The sequence below is a fragment of the Thermoanaerobaculum aquaticum genome (genome assembly GCF_000687145.1).
Taxonomy (GTDB): domain Bacteria; phylum Acidobacteriota; class Thermoanaerobaculia; order Thermoanaerobaculales; family Thermoanaerobaculaceae; genus Thermoanaerobaculum; species Thermoanaerobaculum aquaticum.
Genome location: NZ_JMFG01000022.1, coordinates 21,323 through 43,233 on the forward strand (window position 1 = coordinate 21,323; position 21,911 = coordinate 43,233).

At 63.2% G+C, this 21,911-nt stretch carries 24 protein-coding genes; 13 read left to right on the top strand and 11 right to left on the bottom strand.

Annotated features, from left to right (window positions below; all coding sequences use genetic code 11):
* The first annotated feature begins 42 nt into the window (after positions 1-42).
* On the top strand, positions 43-510 hold the full coding sequence (locus EG19_RS08680) for a nuclear transport factor 2 family protein (RefSeq protein ID WP_038049769.1): 468 nt from the start codon (positions 43-45) through the stop codon (positions 508-510).
* On the opposite strand, the gene queF is transcribed toward EG19_RS08680, so the two are convergent.
* Together queF and EG19_RS08690 are read right to left on the bottom strand one after the other, a co-directional pair.
* A complete protein-coding gene (gene queF, locus EG19_RS08685; protein WP_038049770.1) occupies positions 473-880 on the bottom strand; it encodes a preQ(1) synthase in 408 nt (135 codons plus the stop codon). The genes EG19_RS08680 and queF overlap by 38 nt on opposite strands.
* Positions 861-1,583, bottom strand: coding sequence for a uracil-DNA glycosylase (locus EG19_RS08690; RefSeq protein ID WP_053335144.1), 723 nt, complete (start codon positions 1,581-1,583; stop codon positions 861-863). Before EG19_RS08690 ends, queF begins: the two co-directional genes overlap by 20 nt.
* A 112-nt stretch (positions 1,584-1,695) precedes the next feature.
* Between EG19_RS08690 and EG19_RS12755 the strand changes: the two genes are divergently transcribed.
* The 4 genes from EG19_RS12755 (at position 1,696) to EG19_RS08710 (ending at position 6,849) form a co-directional block, all read left to right on the top strand.
* On the top strand, positions 1,696-3,414 hold the full coding sequence (locus EG19_RS12755; RefSeq protein ID WP_152544002.1) for a cyclic nucleotide-binding domain-containing protein: 1,719 nt from the start codon (positions 1,696-1,698) through the stop codon (positions 3,412-3,414).
* A 21-nt stretch (positions 3,415-3,435) separates the two neighbouring features.
* The gene (locus EG19_RS08700; RefSeq protein WP_152544003.1) at positions 3,436-5,850 is read left to right on the top strand and encodes an ATP-dependent DNA helicase; all 2,415 of its coding nucleotides are present in this window, start codon (positions 3,436-3,438) and stop codon (positions 5,848-5,850) included.
* 70 nt (positions 5,851-5,920) lie between these two features.
* Complete coding sequence (locus tag EG19_RS08705; protein WP_038049773.1) at positions 5,921-6,361, top strand: CBS domain-containing protein; 441 nt, start codon at positions 5,921-5,923, stop codon at positions 6,359-6,361.
* Positions 6,358-6,849: a WbuC family cupin fold metalloprotein gene (locus EG19_RS08710; RefSeq protein WP_038049774.1), complete on the top strand. Its 492-nt coding sequence runs from the start codon at positions 6,358-6,360 to the stop codon at positions 6,847-6,849. Before EG19_RS08705 ends, EG19_RS08710 begins: the two co-directional genes overlap by 4 nt.
* On the opposite strand, the gene EG19_RS08715 is transcribed toward EG19_RS08710, so the two are convergent.
* Entirely contained in the window at positions 6,821-7,543 is a 723-nt protein-coding gene (locus EG19_RS08715) for a glycosyltransferase family 2 protein (protein WP_038049776.1), read from the bottom strand. The two genes, EG19_RS08710 and EG19_RS08715, sit on opposite strands and share 29 nt — an antisense overlap.
* Positions 7,544-7,567: 24 nt before the next feature.
* On the opposite strand from EG19_RS08715, the gene EG19_RS13180 reads away from it, so the two are divergent.
* Complete coding sequence (locus EG19_RS13180; RefSeq protein ID WP_081800057.1) at positions 7,568-7,894, top strand: Smr/MutS family protein; 327 nt, start codon at positions 7,568-7,570, stop codon at positions 7,892-7,894.
* Here EG19_RS13180 and EG19_RS08725 read toward each other — a convergent pair.
* The 4 genes from EG19_RS08725 to EG19_RS08740 all read right to left on the bottom strand — a co-directional run bounded on the left by EG19_RS08725 (position 7,872) and on the right by EG19_RS08740 (position 12,714).
* Positions 7,872-8,168 (bottom strand): hypothetical protein, encoded by a 297-nt coding sequence (locus EG19_RS08725; RefSeq protein ID WP_038049779.1) that lies wholly within the window; start codon positions 8,166-8,168, stop codon positions 7,872-7,874. The genes EG19_RS13180 and EG19_RS08725 overlap by 23 nt on opposite strands.
* A gap of 48 nt (positions 8,169-8,216) precedes the next feature.
* Entirely contained in the window at positions 8,217-9,167 is a 951-nt protein-coding gene (locus tag EG19_RS08730) for a TerC family protein (RefSeq protein WP_038049780.1), read from the bottom strand.
* Between the two features lie 3 nt (positions 9,168-9,170).
* On the bottom strand, positions 9,171-11,789 hold the full coding sequence (locus EG19_RS08735) for a M14 family metallopeptidase (protein ID WP_053335135.1): 2,619 nt from the start codon (positions 11,787-11,789) through the stop codon (positions 9,171-9,173).
* 82 nt (positions 11,790-11,871) lie between these two features.
* Complete coding sequence (locus EG19_RS08740; RefSeq protein WP_152544004.1) at positions 11,872-12,714, bottom strand: DUF4412 domain-containing protein; 843 nt, start codon at positions 12,712-12,714, stop codon at positions 11,872-11,874.
* A gap of 239 nt (positions 12,715-12,953) precedes the next feature.
* Between EG19_RS08740 and EG19_RS08745 the strand changes: the two genes are divergently transcribed.
* Positions 12,954-13,163 carry a DUF2905 domain-containing protein gene (locus tag EG19_RS08745; RefSeq protein ID WP_038049782.1) on the top strand — a complete coding sequence of 70 codons (210 nt, stop codon included), beginning with the start codon at positions 12,954-12,956 and terminating at the stop codon, positions 13,161-13,163.
* 3 nt (positions 13,164-13,166) lie between these two features.
* Here the strand turns inward: EG19_RS08745 and EG19_RS08750 are convergent, their stop codons facing one another.
* Positions 13,167-13,400 (bottom strand): NifU family protein, encoded by a 234-nt coding sequence (locus tag EG19_RS08750; RefSeq protein WP_200867133.1) that lies wholly within the window; start codon positions 13,398-13,400, stop codon positions 13,167-13,169.
* 77 nt (positions 13,401-13,477) lie between these two features.
* Here EG19_RS08750 and EG19_RS08755 point away from each other — a divergent pair, with 77 nt between their 5' ends.
* From EG19_RS08755 to EG19_RS08765, 3 genes are read left to right on the top strand one after another with little or no spacing between them, the layout of a single operon-like run.
* Positions 13,478-14,083, top strand: coding sequence for an RNA polymerase sigma factor (locus EG19_RS08755; RefSeq protein WP_152544005.1), 606 nt, complete (start codon positions 13,478-13,480; stop codon positions 14,081-14,083).
* Positions 14,080-14,829 carry an anti-sigma factor family protein gene (locus tag EG19_RS08760; protein ID WP_038049784.1) on the top strand — a complete coding sequence of 250 codons (750 nt, stop codon included), beginning with the start codon at positions 14,080-14,082 and terminating at the stop codon, positions 14,827-14,829. The genes EG19_RS08755 and EG19_RS08760 overlap by 4 nt, the downstream gene beginning before the upstream one ends.
* Positions 14,826-15,341 (top strand): LiaI-LiaF-like domain-containing protein, encoded by a 516-nt coding sequence (locus EG19_RS08765; protein ID WP_152544006.1) that lies wholly within the window; start codon positions 14,826-14,828, stop codon positions 15,339-15,341. Before EG19_RS08760 ends, EG19_RS08765 begins: the two co-directional genes overlap by 4 nt.
* Before the next feature lie 71 nt (positions 15,342-15,412).
* Here the strand turns inward: EG19_RS08765 and pruA are convergent, their stop codons facing one another.
* Positions 15,413-17,041: an L-glutamate gamma-semialdehyde dehydrogenase gene (gene pruA, locus EG19_RS08770; protein ID WP_038049786.1), complete on the bottom strand. Its 1,629-nt coding sequence runs from the start codon at positions 17,039-17,041 to the stop codon at positions 15,413-15,415.
* Between the two features lie 289 nt (positions 17,042-17,330).
* Between pruA and EG19_RS12760 the strand changes: the two genes are divergently transcribed.
* The 3 genes from EG19_RS12760 to EG19_RS08785 are packed head-to-tail and all read left to right on the top strand — an operon-like array spanning position 17,331 to position 20,198.
* A complete protein-coding gene (locus EG19_RS12760) occupies positions 17,331-18,257 on the top strand; it encodes a glycosyltransferase family 2 protein (RefSeq protein WP_053335137.1) in 927 nt (308 codons plus the stop codon).
* Positions 18,254-19,861, top strand: a complete 1,608-nt coding sequence (locus EG19_RS12765) for a glycosyltransferase family 2 protein (protein WP_053335138.1) — start codon at positions 18,254-18,256, stop codon at positions 19,859-19,861. Before EG19_RS12760 ends, EG19_RS12765 begins: the two co-directional genes overlap by 4 nt.
* Positions 19,862-19,919: 58 nt before the next feature.
* Complete coding sequence (locus EG19_RS08785; protein ID WP_038049787.1) at positions 19,920-20,198, top strand: DUF3467 domain-containing protein; 279 nt, start codon at positions 19,920-19,922, stop codon at positions 20,196-20,198.
* Between the two features lie 4 nt (positions 20,199-20,202).
* On the opposite strand, the gene mnmA is transcribed toward EG19_RS08785, so the two are convergent.
* Positions 20,203-21,267 carry a tRNA 2-thiouridine(34) synthase MnmA gene (gene mnmA, locus EG19_RS08790; protein ID WP_038049788.1) on the bottom strand — a complete coding sequence of 355 codons (1,065 nt, stop codon included), beginning with the start codon at positions 21,265-21,267 and terminating at the stop codon, positions 20,203-20,205.
* 16 nt (positions 21,268-21,283) lie between these two features.
* Positions 21,284-21,907 (bottom strand): FHA domain-containing protein, encoded by a 624-nt coding sequence (locus EG19_RS12770; protein WP_053335139.1) that lies wholly within the window; start codon positions 21,905-21,907, stop codon positions 21,284-21,286.
* Positions 21,908-21,911 lie beyond the last annotated feature (4 nt).

Here is a 21,911-nt window from a genome sequence, read left to right on the forward strand (position 1 = left end):
CGGCAAAGGCTAAAGCTTTCGGCGCAAAGCTACAATGCCCCCATGGTTGCGCTCTTGCTTTTGCTCGCCACCCTGCAAGCGCCTACGCCGGAGACACCACCGGAGGTACCGCCAGAGGCGCAGGTCCTCCAAACCCTTGAGGAGCTGCGGAAGGGGGAAATGTTTCTGGATGCCGACCACCTGGAGCCTCTGGTGGCCTACTCCATGACCCTGGTGGAGGGCTGCCGCAGGCTTTCCGGCCGAGCTGCCTTCCTGGAGCCCCTCCGCAGCTTGCGCGAAGCTGGAGCTGTGGTCACACGCCTGCTGTTCCAGGAAGTGAACGCCCGCGTGTACGGCGCCAGCGCCGTGGTGACCTACCGCTTCGTGCGGCAGGTCAAAGGCGGGCCGGAAGCCGGCAAGAGCGAAGGCTTTTCCACCGACGTTTTCGAAAAACGCGAGGACGGGGTGTGGATCCTAGTGCACCGGCATCGGGTCACGCCTTGCCGCCCGCATCCGGGTAGCGCACCGTAACCACCGTGTGGATGCCGCCCCGCAGCCGGTAGTCCAGGGTGACCTCCATGCGCTTGGGCTGCACCGCCCGCACCAAATCCTCCAGCAGGCGGTTGGCAGCGTGCTCCTGGTAAATCCCCACCTGGCGAAAGGAGGTGAGGTAGTACTTCAGGGACTTGAGCTCGAGGCAAAGACGGTCGGGAACGTAGCGGATCACCAGGGTTCCAAAGTCGGGCAGCCCGGAAAACGGGCACACGCAGTTCCACTCATCGGTTTCAATGGTGATTTCCGCTTCCCGCTGCGGGTACTCGTAAGCAAAGGTCTCCAAAAAATCCGGCCGGATGGCCTCCTCCCCCACAAACGGAAAGGTTTTACCTTCGGCTTGCACCATGGTGGCTCTCCTCCCCCGCCAGCTGCAAACAGCGCGCCAGGATTGTATCGAAGGCGGCGGCGGTGAGGCGACCGGTGAAGGTGTTTTGCTGGGAAACGTGGTAGGAATCCACCAGCACCACACCTCCCGCTAGCAGGTGCTCGCGGCCATGGCCAAATTTGGGTTTGGGCCTGGGACACCCACCCGGCCAGGCCGCCAAAACCGCCTCATGAGCAATGCCGCCCAACGCCAGAATCACCCGCAGGCGGGAAAGGCTTGCAAGGTCCGCCTGCAGAAAGGGGCGGCAGGCGGCCAGCTCGGCAGGGAGGGGCCGGTTTTTGGGAGGCGCGCAGCGCAAGGCCGCCGTGATAAAAACCCCAAAAAGCGCCAGCCCATCCTCCCGGTGCCGGCTTTCCCCTTGCGACGCCAGCCCAAAGCGGTGCAGCGCGGCGTAGAGAAAGTCCCCGGAGCGATCGCCGGTGAACATCCGCCCGGTGCGGTTGGCACCAAAGGCCGCTGGAGCCAAACCGACGATGGCCAAAAAAGCGTTGGGGTCTCCAAAAGCCGGCACCGGCCTGGCCCAAAAACCGTGCCGCGCCACCTCCTCCCGGAAACGGGGGGGCACCCGCAGCGCACAGCTTTCCCGAAACCCCACCAACCGCGAGCACTTCCGGCAAGAAAGCAAATTTTCCCTGATCCCTGACGAGGTTTCCCCTTCCCCCATGCCAGCCATGTTACTTTCCCGCAAACCCTACCGCCACCGCAGCCACCCAAGGCCGCAACGCGCGTTTGACAGCCCTAAAAGGGGACCGTAAACTGGCGTTGGTGCCAAGTTTATGAGCAGGAACCCGGTGGAACCGCACCCCATCTTTGCCGAAAAGCTTTCGGCACTGGCGGAGAGGCTTGCGGCTGCAGGGCAGTACACCTTTGCCGCCGAGGTTTTGGAAATTGCCGCCACCCTCACCCCCCGCGCCGAGCCCCTGCGCAAGCGCATGCTGGTGCTCAAGGAGCTGGCCAAGTCGGCGGAGGACCCGGAGCGGGAGTACAAGCGCCGCAACCTGGAGGCCTCCCATGCCGTGGGCATGGCGCGCATCTTGGAAGGGCGTGGGGAGCTGGGGCGCGCCCAGGAGATGTTTGACCTGGCCAAGCTGCGGGCGCCCTTTCACTACCTGGCCTACGCCGGTGCCGGTTACCTCCACCTTCGCCGCCGGGACCTGCGCGCCGCCCTGGAGGAGTTCGTCCAGGCCCGCCGCCTTAACCCTCTGGACCGCAAGCTGGCGGTGGAATGCGCCCGCATTGCCCTGGAGCTTGAGGATTACCTGGAGGCCCTGCGCCACGCGGTGGACGCCCTGCTGCTTACCCAGGGTGTCAGCGATGCGGAAGAAGCCGCGGCCCGCCGGCGTGTGGAAACCCTGGCTAACCTGTGTCGTCTCTCCCGGGAGGAGCTGGCCGAGCTCCACCGCCAGCGGGCGCAGTTACTGCAGCGGGCCTGCGACCATGTGGCGCTGACCCGGGCCCGGCTGTTCTCCGCCTACCCCCTGGTGGGGTTGGGACGCAAACCCACCCGCCCTGCCGTGCCCCAGGAAGACCTCCTGCGCCTGGCCTTGGATGTGCGCCGCTTCAAGGTTTTCCGCCACTTTACCGATGCCCAGCTCTTGCAGCTGGTGCAGGTGGCACGCAAGGAGCAGTTCCGGGCCGCTCAAACCCTGGCCAACGAAGGGCAGGAGGATTACGACGTCTTCCTCATCCTTTCGGGAACGGTCCAGGTGGTGCGCCGCACGCCGGTGGGTGCGCAGGTGCAGGCGTCGCTTTCCGCCGGCGATCTGGTGGGCGAGGTGGCGTTTTTGGACCGCCGCCCCCGCTCCTCGTCGCTCATCATCACGGAACCGGCGGTGATCCTGCGCTGGGAAGCGGAGGAGCTTTCCCGCCTGATCCACACCAACCGCGAGCTGCACGCCGCGCTTTTGTGGTCCTTCTGGCACGCTCTGGCCAGCAAGATCCGCATGGCCAACAGCGCCATGAACCGCATCATTGCCCCGGGACGCACCGCGGTTCGCCAGACCGCCGGGCAAGCGGGAGAGCCGGTGCGGTTGGATCCCGCCGACAAGGTGGCGCTCCTGCGGGAGCAGGGCTTATCCGCTTCCGAGCTGCGGCTTTTGGCCACCTATTCGCGGGAGGTTCGCTTCCCCCCCGAAACCCTCATCTTTGCGGAAGGACAGCGGGGCGACGAGCTTTACATCGTGGTGGACGGTCAGGTGCGCATTTCCCGCAACCTCCCGGGCTTGGGGGAAGAAGCGCTGGCCATCTTAGGGCGCGGCGAGATCTTCGGGGAAATGGCGCTCATTGACGATGAACCGCGCAGCGCCGATGCCCGCGCCCACACCCAAGGTTGCACGCTCTTCGTGGTGGATCGCTCCCGCCTGGAAGAGGTGCTGGACCTGGACCCCGACGCCGCCTGTCAGTTCCTCACCCTCATGTGCCAGATCCTGTGCCGGCGCTTGCGGGCCATGAACGACCGCTTGCTGGCCTGGCACCTCATGGCCATGCACGAGTAAAAAAGCCCGTACAATGCCGCCGTGGCCGTCAAGGTAGATCTCCCCAACCGGAAGGTCTGGGCTTCGGTGCACGACCTCCTACCGGAAGCCGCCACCTCGGGGTGGCCGGGGGAGGGGTGGGTGCGGCTTTCCGTGGGCTCGGAGCTGCACCGCTTGGTGCAGGCGCGGCTGGCCCAGGAAGACCCCAGCTACCAACCGGAAGTGGTGGTGGAAGCGGAAATCCCTCTGAAGGGCTGGACGCTTTTGGTGAGCGGTCGGTGCGACGGGGTTTTTAGCCCGCCCCAGGGCAAGCCGGTGGTGGAAGAAATCAAGACCCTGCATTTCCGGACGGACCTCTTCCGGCCGGAAGCGGAGCTTTTGCGCCAGCGCTTCCAGTGGCAGGTGCGGCTTTACGCCTACTGCCTTTACCCCGAGGGCCAGGCCCAGGCCCGATTGCGTTTGGTGGACCTGGGCGGCGAAGAGGAGCGGGTGGAGGAGGTGCGGTGGTCGCCGGGGCAGGTGGAGGCCTACCTCAAAAGCCGGCTTTCGGTCTTCATCCACGAGGCGGAAGAGCGGGCAGCGCTTTTGGCCCGCTGGCAGCAAACCGCCGCCCGGCTCGCCTTTCCCTTTCCAGAGGTGCGGCCGGTGCAGCGGGAAGCCATGGCCGCGGTGGAAGAAGCGGTGGCTTCGGGCCGTCATCTGTTGCTTTCGGCACCCACCGGCGTGGGCAAAACCGCGGCGGCCCTTTTCCCCGCCCTGCGCCAGGCCCTGATGACCGGCAAGCGCCTGGTCTTTTGCACCGCCAAAACGCTGCAGCAGAAGCTGGCGGTGGAAACCCTGGTGGCCATGAACGACGGCAGCTTCCGCACCGTGCAAATCCGCGCCAAAGCCAAGATGTGCGCCAACCGCGAGGTCATTTGCCACGAGGAGTTTTGCGACTACATCCAGGACCTGCCTGCCAAATTGGCTTCAAGCCGCTTGGTGGAAAGACTCCTCCAGTGGTCCCACGTGGACCCCAACACGGTGTTTGCTGCCGCCCAAGCGGAAGGCGTTTGCCCCTTCATTGCCCAGCTGGAAACGGTCCCCGAAACCCTTGCGGTGGTTTGCGATTACAACTACGTGTTTGACCCCGGGATTGCGCTTTTCGGTCGCCCCGAAACCGGCAGCCTGGGCGACCTCATCCTGGTGGTGGATGAGGCCCACAACCTGGTGGACCGCGCCCGGGAGTACTTCTCCCCCCGCCTTTCCCGCTCCGCGTTAGCCAGAGCTGCAAACATCACCGGCCAGTTCACCACCAAGGTGTGCCGGGAGCTCACCGCCATCTTTCAGGAGCTCGATCAAGCGCTGGCCAAGACCATAGCCGAAGCCACCCGCGGAAAAGGGCAAGCGGCCCTGGCCGAACCCCCGGTGGAGGTGCTCCGCCAGGCCCGTCTCCAGCTGGACGCGCTCATGGTCCCCTACTTTGCGTTTAAGCGCCAGCAGGAGCTGTGGCTTTCCTCCGATCCGGTGGTGGAGTTGCTGCTGGTGCTGGCCCGCTTTTTGGAGCTTTTGGAAACCGGCAGACCGGAGCTGGTGAGCCTAGCCGAGCGGCAGGACAAAGAGCCCACCGCCGGCCAGCCCGGCGACGAGAGCCTGCGGCTTTACTGCCTGGATCCCTCGCCTTTCCTGCGCCCCATCCTGGACGCCTGCCACAGCTGCGTGGCCATGTCCGCCACCCTGCAGCCCTTCGAGTTTTACCGCGAGCTTTTGGGGTTCGATCCCGATCGCACCGATACTCTGGCTTTGCCTTCGCCGTTTCCCAAAGAAAACCGCCTGGTGGCGGTGGTGGACAGCGTGGACACCTCCTACCGCCACCGCGGCCACGCTTACGGGCCCATTGCCGAGCTCATCCCCGAGCTCTTACCCCCGGGGAAAAACGCGCTGGTGCTGTTCCCCTCGTACCGCTTCTTGCAGGAAGTGGCTTCGCGCCTGGTGGTGGAGACCCACGAGGTGCTGGTGCAAAAGAGCCAGGACTCCGACCTCATGCGCGAGGAAATGCTGCGCCTTTTGCAAACCAACCACCGGGCGGTGCTGCTTTTGGGGGTTCTGGGTGGGGCCTTTGCCGAAGGGGTGGACTACCCGGGGGAGATGCTTTCCGAGGTCATTGTGGTATCGCCGGGGTTGCCCCAGGTGAGCCCGGAACGCGAGCTTTTGAAAAACTACTTCGACCATCGGTCGGGAAAAGGGTTCCTGTACGCCTACCTCGTTCCCGGCATGACCCGGGTGGTGCAGGCGGCCGGCCGGCTCATCCGCTCCGCCGAAGACCGGGGGGTGATCGTCCTGGTTTGCCGCCGCTTTCTGCAACAGCCTTACGCTTCCCTTCTCCCCCAGGAGTGGACGGGGGACGACCCGTCTTCTCTGTTCATCCCCGATCTCCCGGAGGCCATCCGCCGTTTCTTCGAGGAAAGCACCAACTAAAAGCTGCTTGCTCCCTCATCTCCCCTGGACCCCGTGGTAAGCTAGTTTTGCAAAGCCGGGGAGGTGGGTTATGGACACCATCGCTGCTGTCCTTCGGGAAAAAGGAAGCAAGGTTTACACCGTGGCCCCGGGAGCCACGGTGCTGGAGGCCGCCCGCGCCATGGATGCCCACAACGTGGGCTCGCTTCTGGTGGTGGACGGCGACAAGCCGGTGGGCATCTTTTCCGAACGGGACCTCATGCGGCGGGTGGTGGTGGCGGGGAAGGACCCGGCAAAGGTCAAGGTGCGGGAGGTCATGTCCCGGGACGTCTGGGTGGTGGAGCCGGACACCCGGGTGAAGGAAGCCATGGCCATCATGACCGAGCGCCGATGCCGGCACCTGCCGGTGGTGGAAAAGGGCAAGGTGGTGGGCTTGATTTCCATTGGTGACTTGGTGCGGTGGATTTCCAAGGATCAGGAGTTTCAAATCCGCATGCTGGAAAACTACATCACCGGTGCCTACCCGGCATGAGCACATGCCGGGTCTTTCCCCAAGCCGAGCTGAAAGCCACCGTGGCGGCCGCCCAAAGGGCGCAGCGCCAACGCAGCAACTACAACCTCCACCCGCAGTTAGATGACGCTATCCAGCGGTTCTTTAACTGCCTGGAGCCGCCAACCTACGTGCGTCCCCACCGCCACGCCCCCGGGAAGTTTGAGCTCTTTGTGCTGCTTCAGGGAAGGGCCGGGGTGCTGGTGTTTGACGAGCACGGCCAGGTGACGGAAAAACACCTCCTGGCCCCGGAAGCCCTGGTGGCGGTGGAAATCCCTGGCGGGGTGCTGCACACGGTGGTGGCGCTGGCGCCAAACACCGTGCTTTTTGAGGTTAAACCGGGACCCTACGAGCCCCTCACCGATAAGGACTTTGCCCCCTGGGCTCCGCATGAGGGGGACCCGCAAAGCACATCCTTGCTTTCGCAGTGGCAAGCGCTCTTTAGCCCCGATCCCAGAGGTTGTACTTGAGGATGCACCAGATGGCCTCAAAGCCGTCCTTCCAGCCGATCTTCTTGCCCTCGGCGTAGGTGCGGCCATGGTAGGAAATGGGCACCTCGTAAATGCGGACCCCCATCCGCGCCACCCGTGCGGTAAACTCCGGCTCAAAGCCAAAACGCTTAGAAGTAATCCGTAGCTTTTCCTTGACCTCACGGGTGAACACCTTGTAGCAGGTTTCCATGTCCGAGAGGTTGAGGTCGGTGAACATGTTGGAAATTGTGGTGAGGAGCTTGTTGCCCACGTAATGCCAGAAGAACAGCACCCGATGCGGTCCGGAGAGGAAGCGGCTCCCGTACACCACATCCGCCTTCCCCGCGAGGATGGGTCCCAGCAGCACCGGGTAGTCCTGCGGGTCGTACTCCAGATCGGCGTCCTGCACCAGAATCACGTCGCCGGTGGCCAGGGCAAAGCCCGTGGCTAAAGCCGCCGCCTTGCCGGCGTTTTTCTCATGACGGCGCACGGTCATGGTGGTGGGGCGGCTCACGTCTCCGGGCAACTGGTAGCCCCGCAGCACCTCGGCGGTGCTATCGGTGGAGGCGTCATCCACCACCACCAGCTCCAGCTCGGAAATGCCTTCGGGCAGCGGGGCCCGCACCACCCGATCCAGGATCTCCCGCACCGTTTTTTCCTCGTTGTACACCGGCACCACCACCGACAGCTTCATGCCACCTCCTGCTATCGTTTACCTGTGGACGCAAACAAACCCGAGCCTCACGTTTTGCCCATCGAGGACAGCCTCGACCTCCACACCTTTCACCCGAAAGACCTGGAAGCCGCGGTGGAAGCGTACCTGGAGGAAGCGAGAAAACGCGGCTTGCGAGAGGTGCGCCTCATTCACGGGCGCGGGAAAGGGGTAGCCCGGGCTCGGGTGGCCAGGCTCCTGGCGCGCCTCCCTTACGTGCTGCGTGCATACGAAGCACCGCCCGAACGGGGCGGTTGGGGTGCCACGGTGGTGGAGCTTGCGCCGGAACAAGGTGAAAAAGCCAGCCACCCTAATCCAAATCCACGTCTTTGATGACCTTTTCCGGAGCCTCGTCGGGGTTCACCCCTTCCAGGAGCTTGCGGAACTTCTCCTCCCGCACCCGGGAGCCGGCCTGTTCGGCGCGCATGGCTTCGGCCAGCTTGTCGGCCGCCCGCTTTTTTTCCTCCTCCAGCTGCTTGAGACGCTCTTCCAGGGAAGCGGTGGCCTTTTTTTCCTCCGGCGGCTTTGCCGCAATCACCACCTGTGCCTCGCCGTCAATTTCCAGGAGGCTCTTACAGTGCGGACACGTGACGGTAAAGTGCGCCATTGCCGTTCATCCCCACGGCCATTGTACCCCCTTACGTTTGTGGCGGGCTTACTCCCCGCCTTGGCGCTTCTTCGACCGAAGGTTTTTCCCTTTGCGCTCGCGGCTTGTTTCCCACAGCGAAAGCACCGTGGCCCCTCCCAGAAGCACACCCACCACCAACAGCGAAACCCAGGTTTCCACGTGGTAAAAGTCCGCCACCATCATCTTCACACCCACCAAAACCAGGATGAGGGCTAGCGCCGGGCGCAGGTACTTGAGCGAGCGCAGGGCCCCCACCAACACGAAATACAACGCCCGCAAGCCAAGGATGGCAAAGATGTTGGAGGTGTACACCACAAAAGGATCGGAGGAAATGGCCAAAACTGCGGGGATGGAGTCCACAGCAAACATCACGTCGGTGGCTTCCACGGCAATGAGCGCCAGAAACAGCGGGGTAAACCGCAGCCCCCGGTCGCCCTTGACGGCAAAAGACTCACCGTGAAACTCCTTGGTAAACGGCAAAATACGCGCTGCCCAGCGCACCACCAGGTTTTTTTCCGGGTGAACCTCTTCCCCTCCGGTGGCAAGCTTGGCGCCGGTGGCTAACAGGATCGCCCCCAGCAGGTAGTTCACCCAGTGGAAGTGGGTTATGAGGCTGATCCCCACGAAAATGAACAAACCGCGAATGACGATGGCCCCCAGGATGCCCCAGAACAGCACCCGGTGCTGGTTTTCCGGCTGCACCCCGAAGTACGCGAAAAGCCCCACGAAAACGAAGAGGTTGTCCACCGACAGCGATTTTTCAATTAAAAACGCCGTGAGGTAGGCGAGGGCCGAATCCCTCCCCTCCACCACCGCCACAAACACCGCAAACGCCAAACCCAGACCTACCCAAACAACGCTCCAGGTCACCGCTTCGCGCATGCTCTCGCGATGGGCGTGGCGATGGAAAACCAAAAGATCGAGGGCCAGAGCCCCCAGCACCAAGCCGCCAAAGACCAACCACCACCAGAAGTGCATGGCTTATGGTACCAAGGCAGGGCCAAAGAGCACGGCGTTGGCGAGGAGCAGCGTGGTGGCCCGGCTCATCCCGCGGAAGGCCGGCGGCTCGGCAAAAGCCACCACCATGCCTTTGCTGTGCCGTTGCACCATGAGGTAGCCCTTGTGGGGAAGTTGCTTTTTGGATTCGGGAAAGAGAAACCCAGAAGCCACTAGCTCCCCTTCGGCGGCGTACACACCCACGTTGGTCCCCTTGTTGAGCTTCAGGGGCGTAAAGATCCGCCGGGAGTTCACCAGCGCGTGGACCTTGCCGTCAGGAAACCCTGCTGCCAGAAGGTGCTGGGTATCCAGCGTCACCGCGAGGATGGCCCCGGGCACCTGTGGGGGCTGCTCCTCCTCGGGCTGTACCAGCTTTTCATAGTCCGTGGGTGCCTCCTGGCCCGCTGGGGCATTGCCGGACGCCGTTTTTTCTTTGTCCTTGGCAGCCCCACCCCGCTTTTCCAACGTGGAAGCCAAGAGCCCCACCTTTTCCCCGGTCAAAAACGCCGCGGCTTCCCCTTCGGCAATCAGCACCCCACCCTCGTTCACCCAGTACTTGAGGCGATCCACAGCCTCCGGAGGCAAAACCCGGGCGTAGGCAGCAGCAGAAAACCCATCGGGAAGCACAATCACGGAGAACTGGGAAAGATCGGCGGAAGGCAAGCTGCTCACCCGCACCGGCGTGACAGAAAGACCCAGCTGCTGCTCCAGGGCGTAGCGCAGGTGCCCTGCAGCGGTGGGGCTGGTGGGAGCGTCCCACAGGAGCGCCACCCGCGGTGCCACCAGCGCATGCACGCGGTTGGACCCCAGGTCAATACCGGAATCGGCCATGGAGGTGTCGGTGCCAAAAAACCGCACGCCGGTTTCCCGGGCGACCCCCTCGAGGATCTCCCGGAGCTTTTCGGGGTTCCCCTGGCGGCGAACCACCACCGTACCTGCCAGGTAGGGCTTTCCGGCGATAATAAACGCCTTTTCCGCTACGCCAGCTTTGATGTTCTGGGCTAAAAGCCGCACCACTGCGCGGGCCGAGGAAAGCCCCTCCCAGGGAAGGAGGAACGCCACCTTACCCTGCCCTTCGACGCCGTACGGGAGGGGCGCCTCGGGGTTCACCTGCGTCCACCCGTCCCCCACGTTGACCTTTTCCTCCCGCACCGGAAGGTTCCAGAGCAGAGGCAAAGACCAAGCGGTCACGTCGTAAATTTCATCGGGCAACCGCTTGGCCTCCCGCTTCACCTGCAGGTCCACAAAGTCCTTGGGAAGCGGCACCTCCTCGCTCAAAAGCACCCGCGCCAGCCGGCCCAAAGGCTGGGAAAGCGGAAGCACGTACGACCCGGCCCACGGCCCGGAGCCAGGCCGAAAAACCTCCAGCCCCTGTCGGGCCAGCAGCCGGGCCAGCTCCTCCGCTCCTTCCTTGCTGGCTTCCCACACATAAGCTAGGCCCTTCCCTTCTTCCACCGCCCTTTGGCGATAGGTGAAGAACCCGTTCCAGAAAGCCTTTTTGTGTTCCGCTGCGGTCTTCACGGTAACGAAAGCCGCCAGCAGGTGGTGAGCCACCGCGTCGCGGTAGCGCAGGACCTCACCGCTGCGCAAGCGAACCGCCATGCCCCGGGTAGAGGCCTGCTCAAAGGTAGCCCCACAAGCCCCTCCGAAGAACGGCCAGGACTCACCGTACCCGGGGTAAAAGGCATCAAAGGTTTCCCGGGTCCAAAAGCGGATGCCCGCCTCGTCAAACGCCGCGGCTAAACGCCCGCCCAAAAGCTCCCAGAGCTTCCCCTGCTCGGGGGAAACCAGGGGGTTGTGGGGGTCAGCCGGGGGTGGGAAAAAGTAACCCTGTTCTGCACCCATTTCGTGGAGGTCCACCACCACCTGGGGGGGCAGCCACAGCATGCGGGCCACCCGCCCTTGGGTTTCCGGGTGGGTGAGAGCAAACCAATCGCGGTTCAAATCGAAGAGGTAATGGGAAAAGCGCCCCCCGGGCCAGGGCTGCACGTGCTCGGCGGAGGCGGGGTTTTCGTCGGGTACCAGCCCGCGGGCCTGGCGGGTGGAGGCCACAAAGCGCGCCCGGCCGTCGGGGTTTTGCATGGGATCCAGGACCACCAGGACTTCATCCAAAAGCCTTTGGACCTCCGGAGAGCGAACGGCGGTCAGGTAGTAGGCCAGAGCCAGCGCTGCTTCCCCGCCGGAAGCTTCGTCGCCGTGCACCGAGCCCACCAGCCAAACCACCAGCGGCAAATCAGCCGGCAAGGACTTGTCCCCCGCGGTCTTAAGCCGCGGATCGGCAAGGCTCCTGAGCTTGGCAGCGACCTCCTCCACGCGCGATACGTTTTCCGGCTTACCCACCACCAAGAGCAAAAGCTTGCGCCCCTCGAACGAGGTGGCGTAGGGGATGAGCTTCACCCGATCGGGAGCGGCCTGGGCCAGAGCTTCAGCGTACCGCTCAATTTGCAGTGGATCGCTGATCTCCTCACCCCAGTCGTAGCCCAGCACCTGCTTGATCGTGGGGACGGCGGGATCCAAACCAGCCGGTGGCAAAACCTCCAGGCTGCTGGCCATAGCCACCGCTGCCCATAACCCCAAAAACGCTGTAAAAAACCGAACCTTCATGGGCGCCTCCGCAATGGAGCCATTGTACGAAAAGCGGCGGGCCAAGTTTTGCCCGCCGCCGGAAGTTCAAAAGCGAATGGGCTTACTGCTTCTTTTTGCCGCCAAGCAGCTTCAACATGGGGTTTTCTTCCCCTTCCCCCTGGTCCGGGCTTTCGCCCGTGGGCAAAAGCGACACCTCCTGGTAACCTGCGGGGATTTCGAAGGTGCTGTCAGGGACCGGCATTACCTGTAACTTCGTGACCTCCATGGTGACCACCGTGGTTTGCGTGGCCCCCTTCTTGTCCTGGGTGGTGGTTACAGTGCGGATTTTCAACGGGATACCCTTCACCTTTTCAAGCTCCAAAGCCAGCAGGCGGTTAAAGTCCTCCGACGGGGTCTTGGGAGGGGTCTTCCGCAGGTACACGCCCAACGCTTTTTCCACCAGATCCGGCGCCACCCACAGCTCGCGAACCTCTTCCACGCGGTTGTCCTGGCTCATCATCATGAACTTCATGGTTTGCCGGTAGGTGGTGCGAAACTTGTAGTAAATCGTGGGCAGGCCAGCCACAATTTCTCCCGGCCTTTCCTCCAGCTTTTCCACCTTGGCGTCGTGGATTTCCATTTTCATCATCTTGGTAAAGCCGGCGGCCATTTGCATCATCGCATCCATATCCCACTTGGTGTACGTCTTGTCTTTGGGGCTCACCAGGTACAAGGTTTGCCCGCCCCCAAAAGCCAGCAGGTAATCCCCCGGCTTCATCATAGGGTTACCGGTCGTTTCGAAGAAAATTTTGGCCTTATCGCCGGAAACCCAGGCCTTGACGGTGGCTGCCTGAAGCTCACTGCCCTTGCCCTCACCGGTGGTGCGGGCCTCGTAGTAAACGCCAGAGCTGGCCGGCGCCGCCAGCACCGCTACGGCCAGCATCGCCAATGTGAAAACCCGCAACTTCTGCACTTCCGTACCCTTCCTTTCTCCCTGCACTTCCTGAGCAGGTGACAAAAAGTCTAATCCTCAGGTTCGAAACGGTCAAACGCCAGCGCGCCGGCCCAGGGTGAAATATCGGCGGGGCGGGCAAAAACCCCGGCGTGGAACAGGCCCCCGACGGGACCCGACCTTGCAGGCCCAGGCCCAGAGCACCTGGTTTGCATGCCTCAAGCCTTCACCGGCGCTACCATAATTCCGGTATGGGGACTGTGGGTCGGCTGCTCCTTGCCACGGGCGCGCTTCTCATGGTGTTCGGCGCGCTCTTAATTATTTGGGACAAGATCGGTTGGCGGCTGCCGGGGGATATCGTGGTTCGCGGGCGCAACTGGACCTTTTACTTTCCCCTGGCCACTTCCCTTTTGCTCTCGGCGCTGCTAACCCTCGTTGTGTGGCTTGTATCCCGGCGTTAGGAGCTACACGCTTTCCACACCGCGGATTTCCGGGATTTGGCTCTTGAGGCGCTCCTCCACGAACCCCACCAAGGTCATGGCCGCCATAGGACAACCGGAGCAGGCCCCCATGAGCCGCACCCGCACCACCCCGTCGGCAATCCCCACCAGCTCCACGTCGCCCCCGTCCATGGCCAAAGCCGGCCGCAAGTCCGCCAGTGCCTGTTCAACCCTTGCCCGCAAGTTCTGCTCTGCCATCGCCCCACCCTCTCCCCCATGATTTTCCAACACTTTCGTTAAGCCGCCAAGGGAGTGAAAAATTTCAGAACCCAACCGTGGGAAAATACGTTGGGGTCTTTCGGATGGAGGAGGTGAGCTTGGATCGGGTGGTGGAGCGGTGTAAGGCGGGGGATCCCTTGGCCTGGGAGGAACTGGTGCGGGCCACAGCCGATCACATTTACCGCATGGCGGTGAGCTTCACTCGCAACCGCGCCGAAGCCGAAGACCTCACCCAGGAGGTGTACATCCGCATCTGGCAAAACCTGCACCAGTACGTGCCCGGTTCCTCCTTCCGCGCGTGGGCCTATCGGGTGGCTCATAATTTGTTTGTGGACCACTACCGGCGCACCCGGAAGGCTCGGGAAGCCACCTGGCTTGACGAAGAGTTCCTGGCCACCTTGCCCTCCGGGGACGACCCGTTCACCCGGGCGGTGCGCAAGCAACGGCTGGAGATGGCCCATCAAGCGTTGCAGCGCCTCCCCGAAGAACTGGCTCAGCTTTTGCTTCTGCGGGACTTTGCCGACTGGAGCTACGAGGAGCTGGCGGCGGAGTTTGATTTGCCCCTGGGTACCGTGAAATCCCGTTTAAACCGCGCCCGCCGGGAGCTGGCGATGGCCATTAGGCAAATGGTGGGGGCTGCCGCCCCAGAGGCACCCGCATGACCCTCTGTGTGGAGCTTCTGCGCTTCTTGGAGGAGGGGCATTCGCAACTCCCCTCCGAGCTCGCCGAGCACGTGGCCAGCTGTCCCGCTTGCACCACGCTCATGGCCGCCTGGCCCGACGTCACCACGGCCGGGCAAACCGTCCGCGATTTGCGGGCGCCCTCCGAGCTGGTGGCCAAGATTGCCGCTCTCCCCCGGCTGCCCCTGGCTTGCGAGCAGGCGTGTGAGGCGGCCAGCGCCGTACTGGATCGGGAAGCCAGCGAAGAGCAGCGGATGGCGCTCATGGACCACCTGGCCCAGTGCCCCGCCTGCCGCACCACCTGGGACGCCCTGGCCACGGTCAAGCAGGTGGGTGAGGTGACCAGGGCCCCCCAGGGTTTGCTTCCCCGGTTGGCGGCTATCCCCCTGCCGCGGATCGAAAGCAAGGGACGGCGCTGGCGGTTGGCAGCCGCGGCGGTGTACATCCTTGCCGGGACGATTTTCCTGGCGATGGGTAACAGCGAGGTGATCAGCCGGGAAGCGGTGGGCAAGGTTTCCGATGCGTTCTTTTACGGGCAAGCCGCGGTTACTAACCGCCTGCGTTGGGCGGAAAAGGAAGTCAAAGCGTGGCTTTCCCAAACCCAAAAGCTGGCCCGCGACTCTCTTTCCAAGGCCGTGTCTTTCTGGCAAGAGACGGTTTCTCCCCAGGACAAAAACCTCAAGCCGCAAAAACCCGTTTCTGAAGGTGAGGAGGAAGGACGAACATGAGCACGCCATCGAGCCCGTTACCCCCACCCCCCCCGGAACCCAGGCCCTATGGGCATAAATCCCCGGGCCTGGCGGTGCTGTTTTCGCTGCTGCCGGGATTGGGCCATATTTACCTGGGCTTGTACCAGCGCGGTGTGGCGTTTTTTGCCGCGTTCCTGGCGGCCCTTTGGCTTGCGGATCATGCCGATCTTTCCGGGGCTTTGGTTGCCTTTGTCTTCTTCTTCACCATGTTCGACGCCCACCGCATGGCCACCCTCCTGGCTGCCGCACCCCCAGGAGCGCCGCTGGTCTCGGCACCGCAGTCCACCTTTGGCAAGGGCAACCTCACCATGGGGGTTGTGCTCCTGCTGGCCGGGGCGTTGTTGCTTTACAGCAACTTCTACCCCCTGGACCTCTCTTTTCTCGCCGACTGGTGGCCTTTGGGCCTTATCCTCTTCGGCCTTTGGCTGGTGGTGAGGGACCTCCGCGGTAAAACGGCAAAGGAAAACGTCCAGGACGGGCCAACGGTTTAACCCTTTAGGGCCTTCGAAAAAGGAAAGAGGGCGGGACCACCCGCCCTCTTGGCTTTATCCCTCGGTTTTCCTTACACGTCACCCATGAACGGGTAGGCAAAGTGGGTGGGCGGCACAAAGGTTTCCTTGATGGCCCGGGGGCTGGTCCAGCGGATCAAGTTCCACATGGAGCCGGCTTTGTCGTTGGTGCCGGAAGCACGGGCCCCGCCAAAGGGCTGCTGGCCCACGACCGCTCCAGTGGGCTTGTCGTTGATGTAGAAGTTCCCCGCCGCATCCCGCAGCCTCTCGGTAATGTAAGCAATGGCCTGCCGGTCCTGGGCGAACACCGAGCCGGTGAGGGCGTAGGGCGAGCCTTGATCGCAAAGGGTGAGCGCTTCGTCCAATTTTTCGTCGGGGTACACGAAGAGGGTCAACACCGGGCCGAAGATTTCCTCCTTCATGAGCTTTAAGTTGTGGTCCTTGGCCAGCACCACCGTGGGTTGAATGAAGTACCCCGTGCTCGCATCGTAAGTACCCCCGGCAAGGATTTCCGCATCGGGCGAGCTCTTGGCGTACTCGATGTACGACACGATGCTGTCAAAAGCGGCCCGGTCAATGACCGCCCCCATGAAGTTGCGGAAGTCCTCCACATCGCCAACCTTAATTTCCGCAATTTGCGCCAAAAGCTGCTCCTTCACCTGCGGCCAGAGGGAGGCGGGGATGTAAGCCCGGGATGCCGCCGAGCACTTTTGCCCCTGGTACTCAAAAGCCCCCCGCACCAGGGCGGTTACCAGCGCCGGCACATCGGCAGAGGCGTGGGCAAACACGAAGTCCTTGCCCCCGGTTTCCCCCACCACCCGCGGGTAGGAGCGGTAACGGGGGAGGTTTTCCGCAATGGTCCGCCACATGGCCTGGAAGGTAGCGGTGGAACCGGTGAAGTGGAGCCCGGCCAAATGCTCTGAGGCCAGCACCGGATTTCCCACCTCCCCGCCGGAACCCACCACGAAGTTGATCACGCCCGGGGGCAACCCCGCCGCTTCCAGCAGCTTCATGGTGAAGTAAGCCGAATACACTGCGGTGGAAGCCGGCTTCCACACCACGGTGTTGCCCATGAGCGCCGGTGAGGTGGGCAGGTTGGCGCCAATGGAGGTGAAGTTAAACGGCGTCACCGCAAAAACGAAGCCCTCCAGCGGCCGGTACTCCACCCGGTTCCACTGCCCCAAAGGGGAAAAGGGCTGGTCGTCGTAAATTTGCTGCATGAAGTAAGGGTTGTAGCGCCAAAAGTCAATGATCTCGCAAGCGGAGTCAATTTCCGCTTGGAACACGGTCTTGGACTGGCCCAGCATGGTGGCGGCGTTGAGGGTGTCGCGCCAGGGGCCCGCCAGTAGCTCAGCGGCTTTCAGGAAAATGGCCGCCCGGTCGTGCCAAGCCATGCGCGACCAGGTCTTGTGGGCCGCGAGCGCCGCCTCGATGGCCATGGCCACCTCATGCGGCCCGGCCTTGTGGTACTTGGCGAGAACGTGCCCGTGGCGGTGGGGCATCACGCAGGTACCGAGCCTTCCGGTGCGCACCTCCTTGCCGCCAATGATCAGCGGAATTTCGATCTCCTGACTCCGCATTTCGGCAAGCTTCTTCTTCAAAGACGCCCGCTCCGGGCTGCCCGGCGCGTACTGCTTCACCGGTTCGTTGATCGGCTTGGGGATCCGAAAGCTCCCACTCATGGCGACCTCCCTCGCCGGGTTTGTGAAAACCCGCGCAAGGGATTCTAGAGGCCGGCCTGAACCGGGTCAACCAACGTGCCTTCGTTTATGGCACCGGCCCAGGATGCTGGAGCCGCCGAAAGCCTCGTTATTTGTTTGCCGCTTGTGAGCACGATGGAAACAAAGGCAAAAAGGCTGAAGACCCGCCAAGTCCGAAATAGGAAACGCCAACGCCACCAGAAAGCCCACCGGCAGAAGTTGAGGGTGCCGGATCTCATTTAGCCAAAAAACTTTCAGCTAACATACCTGCGTGGCAGAAAGCGGCCCTTGCCTCCCAAAGATTTCCGTGGTGGTGCGCACCCGCGACCGCCAGGAGTTGCTTTCGGAAGCGTTGGCAAGCATCCAGGCCCAAACCTACCGCCCCTTGGAGGTGGTGGTTGTCAATGATGGCGGCGGTCCGGTGGACGGGGTGCTGGCAACGGTTGAGGCAGGGGTCTCGGTAGTTAAAGTCGAACACCCCGAGCCCCGGGGTCGCGCCGCAGCATTGAACGCTGGCGTGGCCGCAGCTACTGGGGCGTGGGTGGCCTTCTTGGACGACGACGACCTTTTCCTCCCCCAGCATCTGGCGTTGTTACAGGCCACGGCTTCTGCCAAAAATGCCCGGGTCGCTTATGCGGGGTGCCGCCTGGTTCCATGGGATGGCGGGGAGGAAGAGGTTTTTGCCACCCCTTTCCACCGGGATCTTCTGGCGGTGGCCAACTTCATCCCCATTTGTGCGGTGCTGGTGGATCGCTCGGTCCTCCTGGAAGTTGGGGGCTTTGACGAATCCCTCCCCTACCTGGAGGACTGGGACATGTGGCTGCGCCTGGCGGAGCGCCATGACTTTGCCTTTTGCCCGGAAGTCACCTCAATTTACCGGGTTCGCCCTGGCTCCGTGGGCGGTGAAATGGCAGCCGAACGCTGGGCAGTTTTCGAGAGGGTACTGGCGAAACACTGGCACAAAGTGACCCCCGCCCAGCTGGCCAGCCGCTTCCAGCAGCTGGAGAAGGCCATAGCTGAGCAGCGGCGCCTCATCAGGGAATACAGAGAAGAAGTGGCACGCCTCCGGGAGGAGAACCGTTTCGTGCGGGAACTGGCGGAGGCTCACCTGTTGGGCGTCGTGTGGTGGCTGCATCGGCTCTGGCGCGGCTGGCAAAAGTGGCGGGGCAGGAAAGGGCAAGGGGAAAAGGAAGCATGAGCCGCATTGGCGAAGCGCTTTACCGCGCCGTGCGGCCCTTCCCCCGAATTGCAGCCGCACTCCATTACCTCCGCCACCCCCGGCTGTTTGTCCACAAAACCGCTCAGTTGATCCAGCGTAAATGGCGACTTAGGGCCTACCGCCAGGCGCTGAAAAACGGAAAGCTGCTCGTAGAGGTGCCCGGTGAGTTGCCATCCTTCCTGATCACCGTAGCCACGCCCGTGTACCGGGTGGCCGAAGAGCACTTGCGGGCCGCCGTTGCCTCCGTACGGGCGCAAACCTATCCACACTGGGAGCTGATCCTTCTCGACGATGCTTCACCCGACGCCCATGTAAAGAACGTCCTCCGGGAGGCATCCGCCTGGGATCCGCGAATCCGCGTGGTGCACCAGCCCTCGAACCTCGGCATTGCTCTGGCAAGCAACGAGATCATCCGTCTGGCCCGAGGTGAGTACGTAGCCTTTCTCGATCACGACGACCTTTTACACCCGAGGGCCCTGGAGCAGGTGGCCCGCTTTCTCGCTGGCCGGCCCGACGTGGATTGGTTGTTTACCGACGAGGACAAAGTAGATGAGCGGGGCCAGCACAGCGAGCCCTGCTTTAAGCCGGGGTGGTCTCACCACCTCTTGCTGACCTTCAACTACGTCTGTCATTTGCGGATCGTCCGTCGCTCCATGCTGCAACGGGTTGGAGGCCATCGCCCGGGGTTTGACGGTGCTCAAGACTACGACCTTGCGCTGCGCGTGCTTCAAAACGGAGGACGTTTTGCCCACCTCCCCGGGGTCCTGTACCACTGGCGGACGGTGGCCAGCTCCATGGCCCGGGCGGCGGCCGCGAAGCCCGCGGCTCACACGCACGCGTTGCGCGCCCTGGCCGAGCACGCGGCCAGCTGGCCCACAGGAGGTGAGGTTAGCGCTGAAGTGCTGCTGGCACCCGCCAGTTTCTTCCGGGTTCGGCGCATGCCGCCAGAGGGTCTGAGCCTGGCCGTGCTTTCCCCAAAGCCTCCCCGGCTCAGTGGCTTGCGGGGCTTTCGCATGGAGTGGGTAGAGGTGCATCCCGGGCTTTTAGCCCCCGAGGAGTTGGCGAAGGTCGCCCGGGCAAGCACCGCCGAGGTTTTGGTGGTGCCGCCCCCTCAAGGTTTCACCGAAACCGAGCTCCAAGAGCTGCTAAGCCTCCTGCAGGTGCCCAAAACCGCGTTGGTTTGCGCCCGAGCCTGTAGAGGTAAGACCGTACTCCACAGCGGCTGGGTGGCCTCCGACACCGGGGAGTTGCGGGATCCCTGGAGGGGGTTGGACCGCAACGATCCCGGCTATCTGAACTTAGTCATGGTACCCGGACCCCGGCTGGTGCCGACGCCTCAAGGGTTTGTGGTGTGGCGCCAGGCGGTGGTGGCGGCAATGGCCGCTGCAGAGGACGTGCCAGCCCCATGGAAACTCCCCTTGGGCTGGCACCGACTGGGCCTGGAGGTTGTGGCCACGCCCACGGTTTCCTACGAGGCTGGGGAGATTTGGGCAGCCCCACAAGCCCCGCTGCCCGCCGAGGCCCCGGTGCACATGAGGCGGTGGCTGGACGAATTTGGCCTGGTTCCGGCCCCTCGCTTTTAAACCCCGGCGACCAAGGATCCCAGCAAAAGCTTCGAGCTACAATGCCCGGGGAGGCTTTATGACCGAGCGGCAGATCAAGATCACGGTGCCTGAGAACATCAGCCTCGGCACCTACGCGAACTTCGCTTCCATCGTTCATAACTTTGCCGAGTTCGTGCTGGATTTTGGGCGGATTGTCCCGGGAAGGGATGACGTGCAGGTGGTGGCCCGCCTGGTGATGACCCCGGTGCATGCCAAGCAGCTGCTGCGGGCGCTTTCCGAAAACATCGCCATTTACGAGCACAACTTTGGGGAAATCCCCCAGGGCCCCAACGTCCCCTCCGAGCCGGCCATGTGAGCCTTTACCAGGCGCGGGTAATGAACCCCCCGCCCACAACCCTTTCACCCTGGTAAAAGACAGCCGCTTGCCCGGGCGCCGGCGCCAAAACCGGTTCCCGGAAGAAAACCCGCGCCAAGTTACCTTCCACCTCCACCACAGCCGCCTGGGGCCGGTGACGGGAGCGCACCTGCACCTCCACCTCCAGATTCGCTGGCGGGGCGATGAGCCAGTTGATCTCCCGCACTTCCAGGCAGGACTTGGCCAGGCTCCCGGCTTCCCCCACCACCACCCGGTTTTCCTCAGGTTTCACCGCCACCACGTAAAGCCGACGCCCCGAAGCCACGCCCAGGCCCCGCCTTTGGCCCACCGTGAAGCCCACAAAGCCCGGATGGCGACCCAAAACGTGCCCCTCTTCGTCCACCACTTCTCCGGGCCCGGGCAGACGGGGCCCGGCCAGTTTGGCCAGCACCTCCCGGTAGGTTTTCCCTTCGGGAACAAAGCAGACCTCCTGGCTGTCCGGCTTTTGGGCGTTGGGAAGCGAAAGCTCCGCCGCCAGCGCCCGCACCTGGGGTTTGGTCATCTCTCCCAGAGGAAAGATGACCCGCGCGAGTTGCTCCTGGGTGAGCTCAAAGAGGAAGTACGACTGGTCCTTTTCCCGGTCCACGCCGCGCAGCAGCTGCAGCTGCCCATTTTCTCGCCGGACACGGGCGTAATGCCCGGAGGCCACGGCATCGGCACCAAACGTTTCGGCAATCCGCAAGAGCTCCCCAAACTTCACCCGGGAGTTGCAGCGCACACACGGGGACGGGGTCTGGCCGGCGAGGTAGCCCTCCACAAAAAGCCCCAGCACCTCTCGCTGGAAGGTGTCCTCCATGTTGACCACGTAGTGGGGCACACCCAAAAGCTCGCAGACGGCGCGGGCGTTGGCCACATCGTCCAGGGAGCAACAGCGGGAAACGCCCAGACCCACGCGGGAGAGGTCGGCCAGGTGCAGGGTCACCCCCATGACCTGGTGCCCCTGGCGGGCCAGGAGCGCGCAGGCCACAGCCGAGTCCACGCCACCGGACATGGCAACGATGACCTTCATGCTAGGCAAAACACCTTCAGAGGATTTCGGAATCCCGCACCTCGGTGACGATGAGCATGAGCGTGGTGGTCCCCAGCGAAAACTCCTGCTGGCTTTCCAGAGTGGCCTGGTTGACCTTCACCCCGTCCACAAAGGTGCCGTTGGTGGAACCCAGGTCCTTGATGCTCACCTCGTCACCGCGGATTTCCAGCATGGCGTGGCGCCGGGAAACCTCGCTGTCGGTGAGCTGGATGTCGCAACCCGCACCGCGACCCAAAATGACCCGGGGCTTGTCAATGCGGAAGACCTTGCCAGCATCGGCGCCCAGGATGACCGCCAGCGAGTAACGCCTGTCCTTGGGCAAAGGCGCCAGCTGCGGCAAATCCTCGTCCAGGGCCGGGGCAATCTGGCGAAGGTCCACCTGCTTGGTGGTTTCTTCGTGGGTCTTACCGCGGGTGCGGGTGGCGTCCCCGGGGTCGGCGGCAGCCTGGGGCGCAGCGGAAGGGCGTACCTCCTGGACCACGGTTTCCGGGGCCGTGGGTTTTCGCACCTCAAAGACGTGGCCGCAACGGGCGCACTTCACCAGCTTGACCGCCGCCTCCCCAAACTTGGATTCGTCGTACTGATAGCTGGTCTGGCAAGCAGGGCACGTAATGATCATGGTT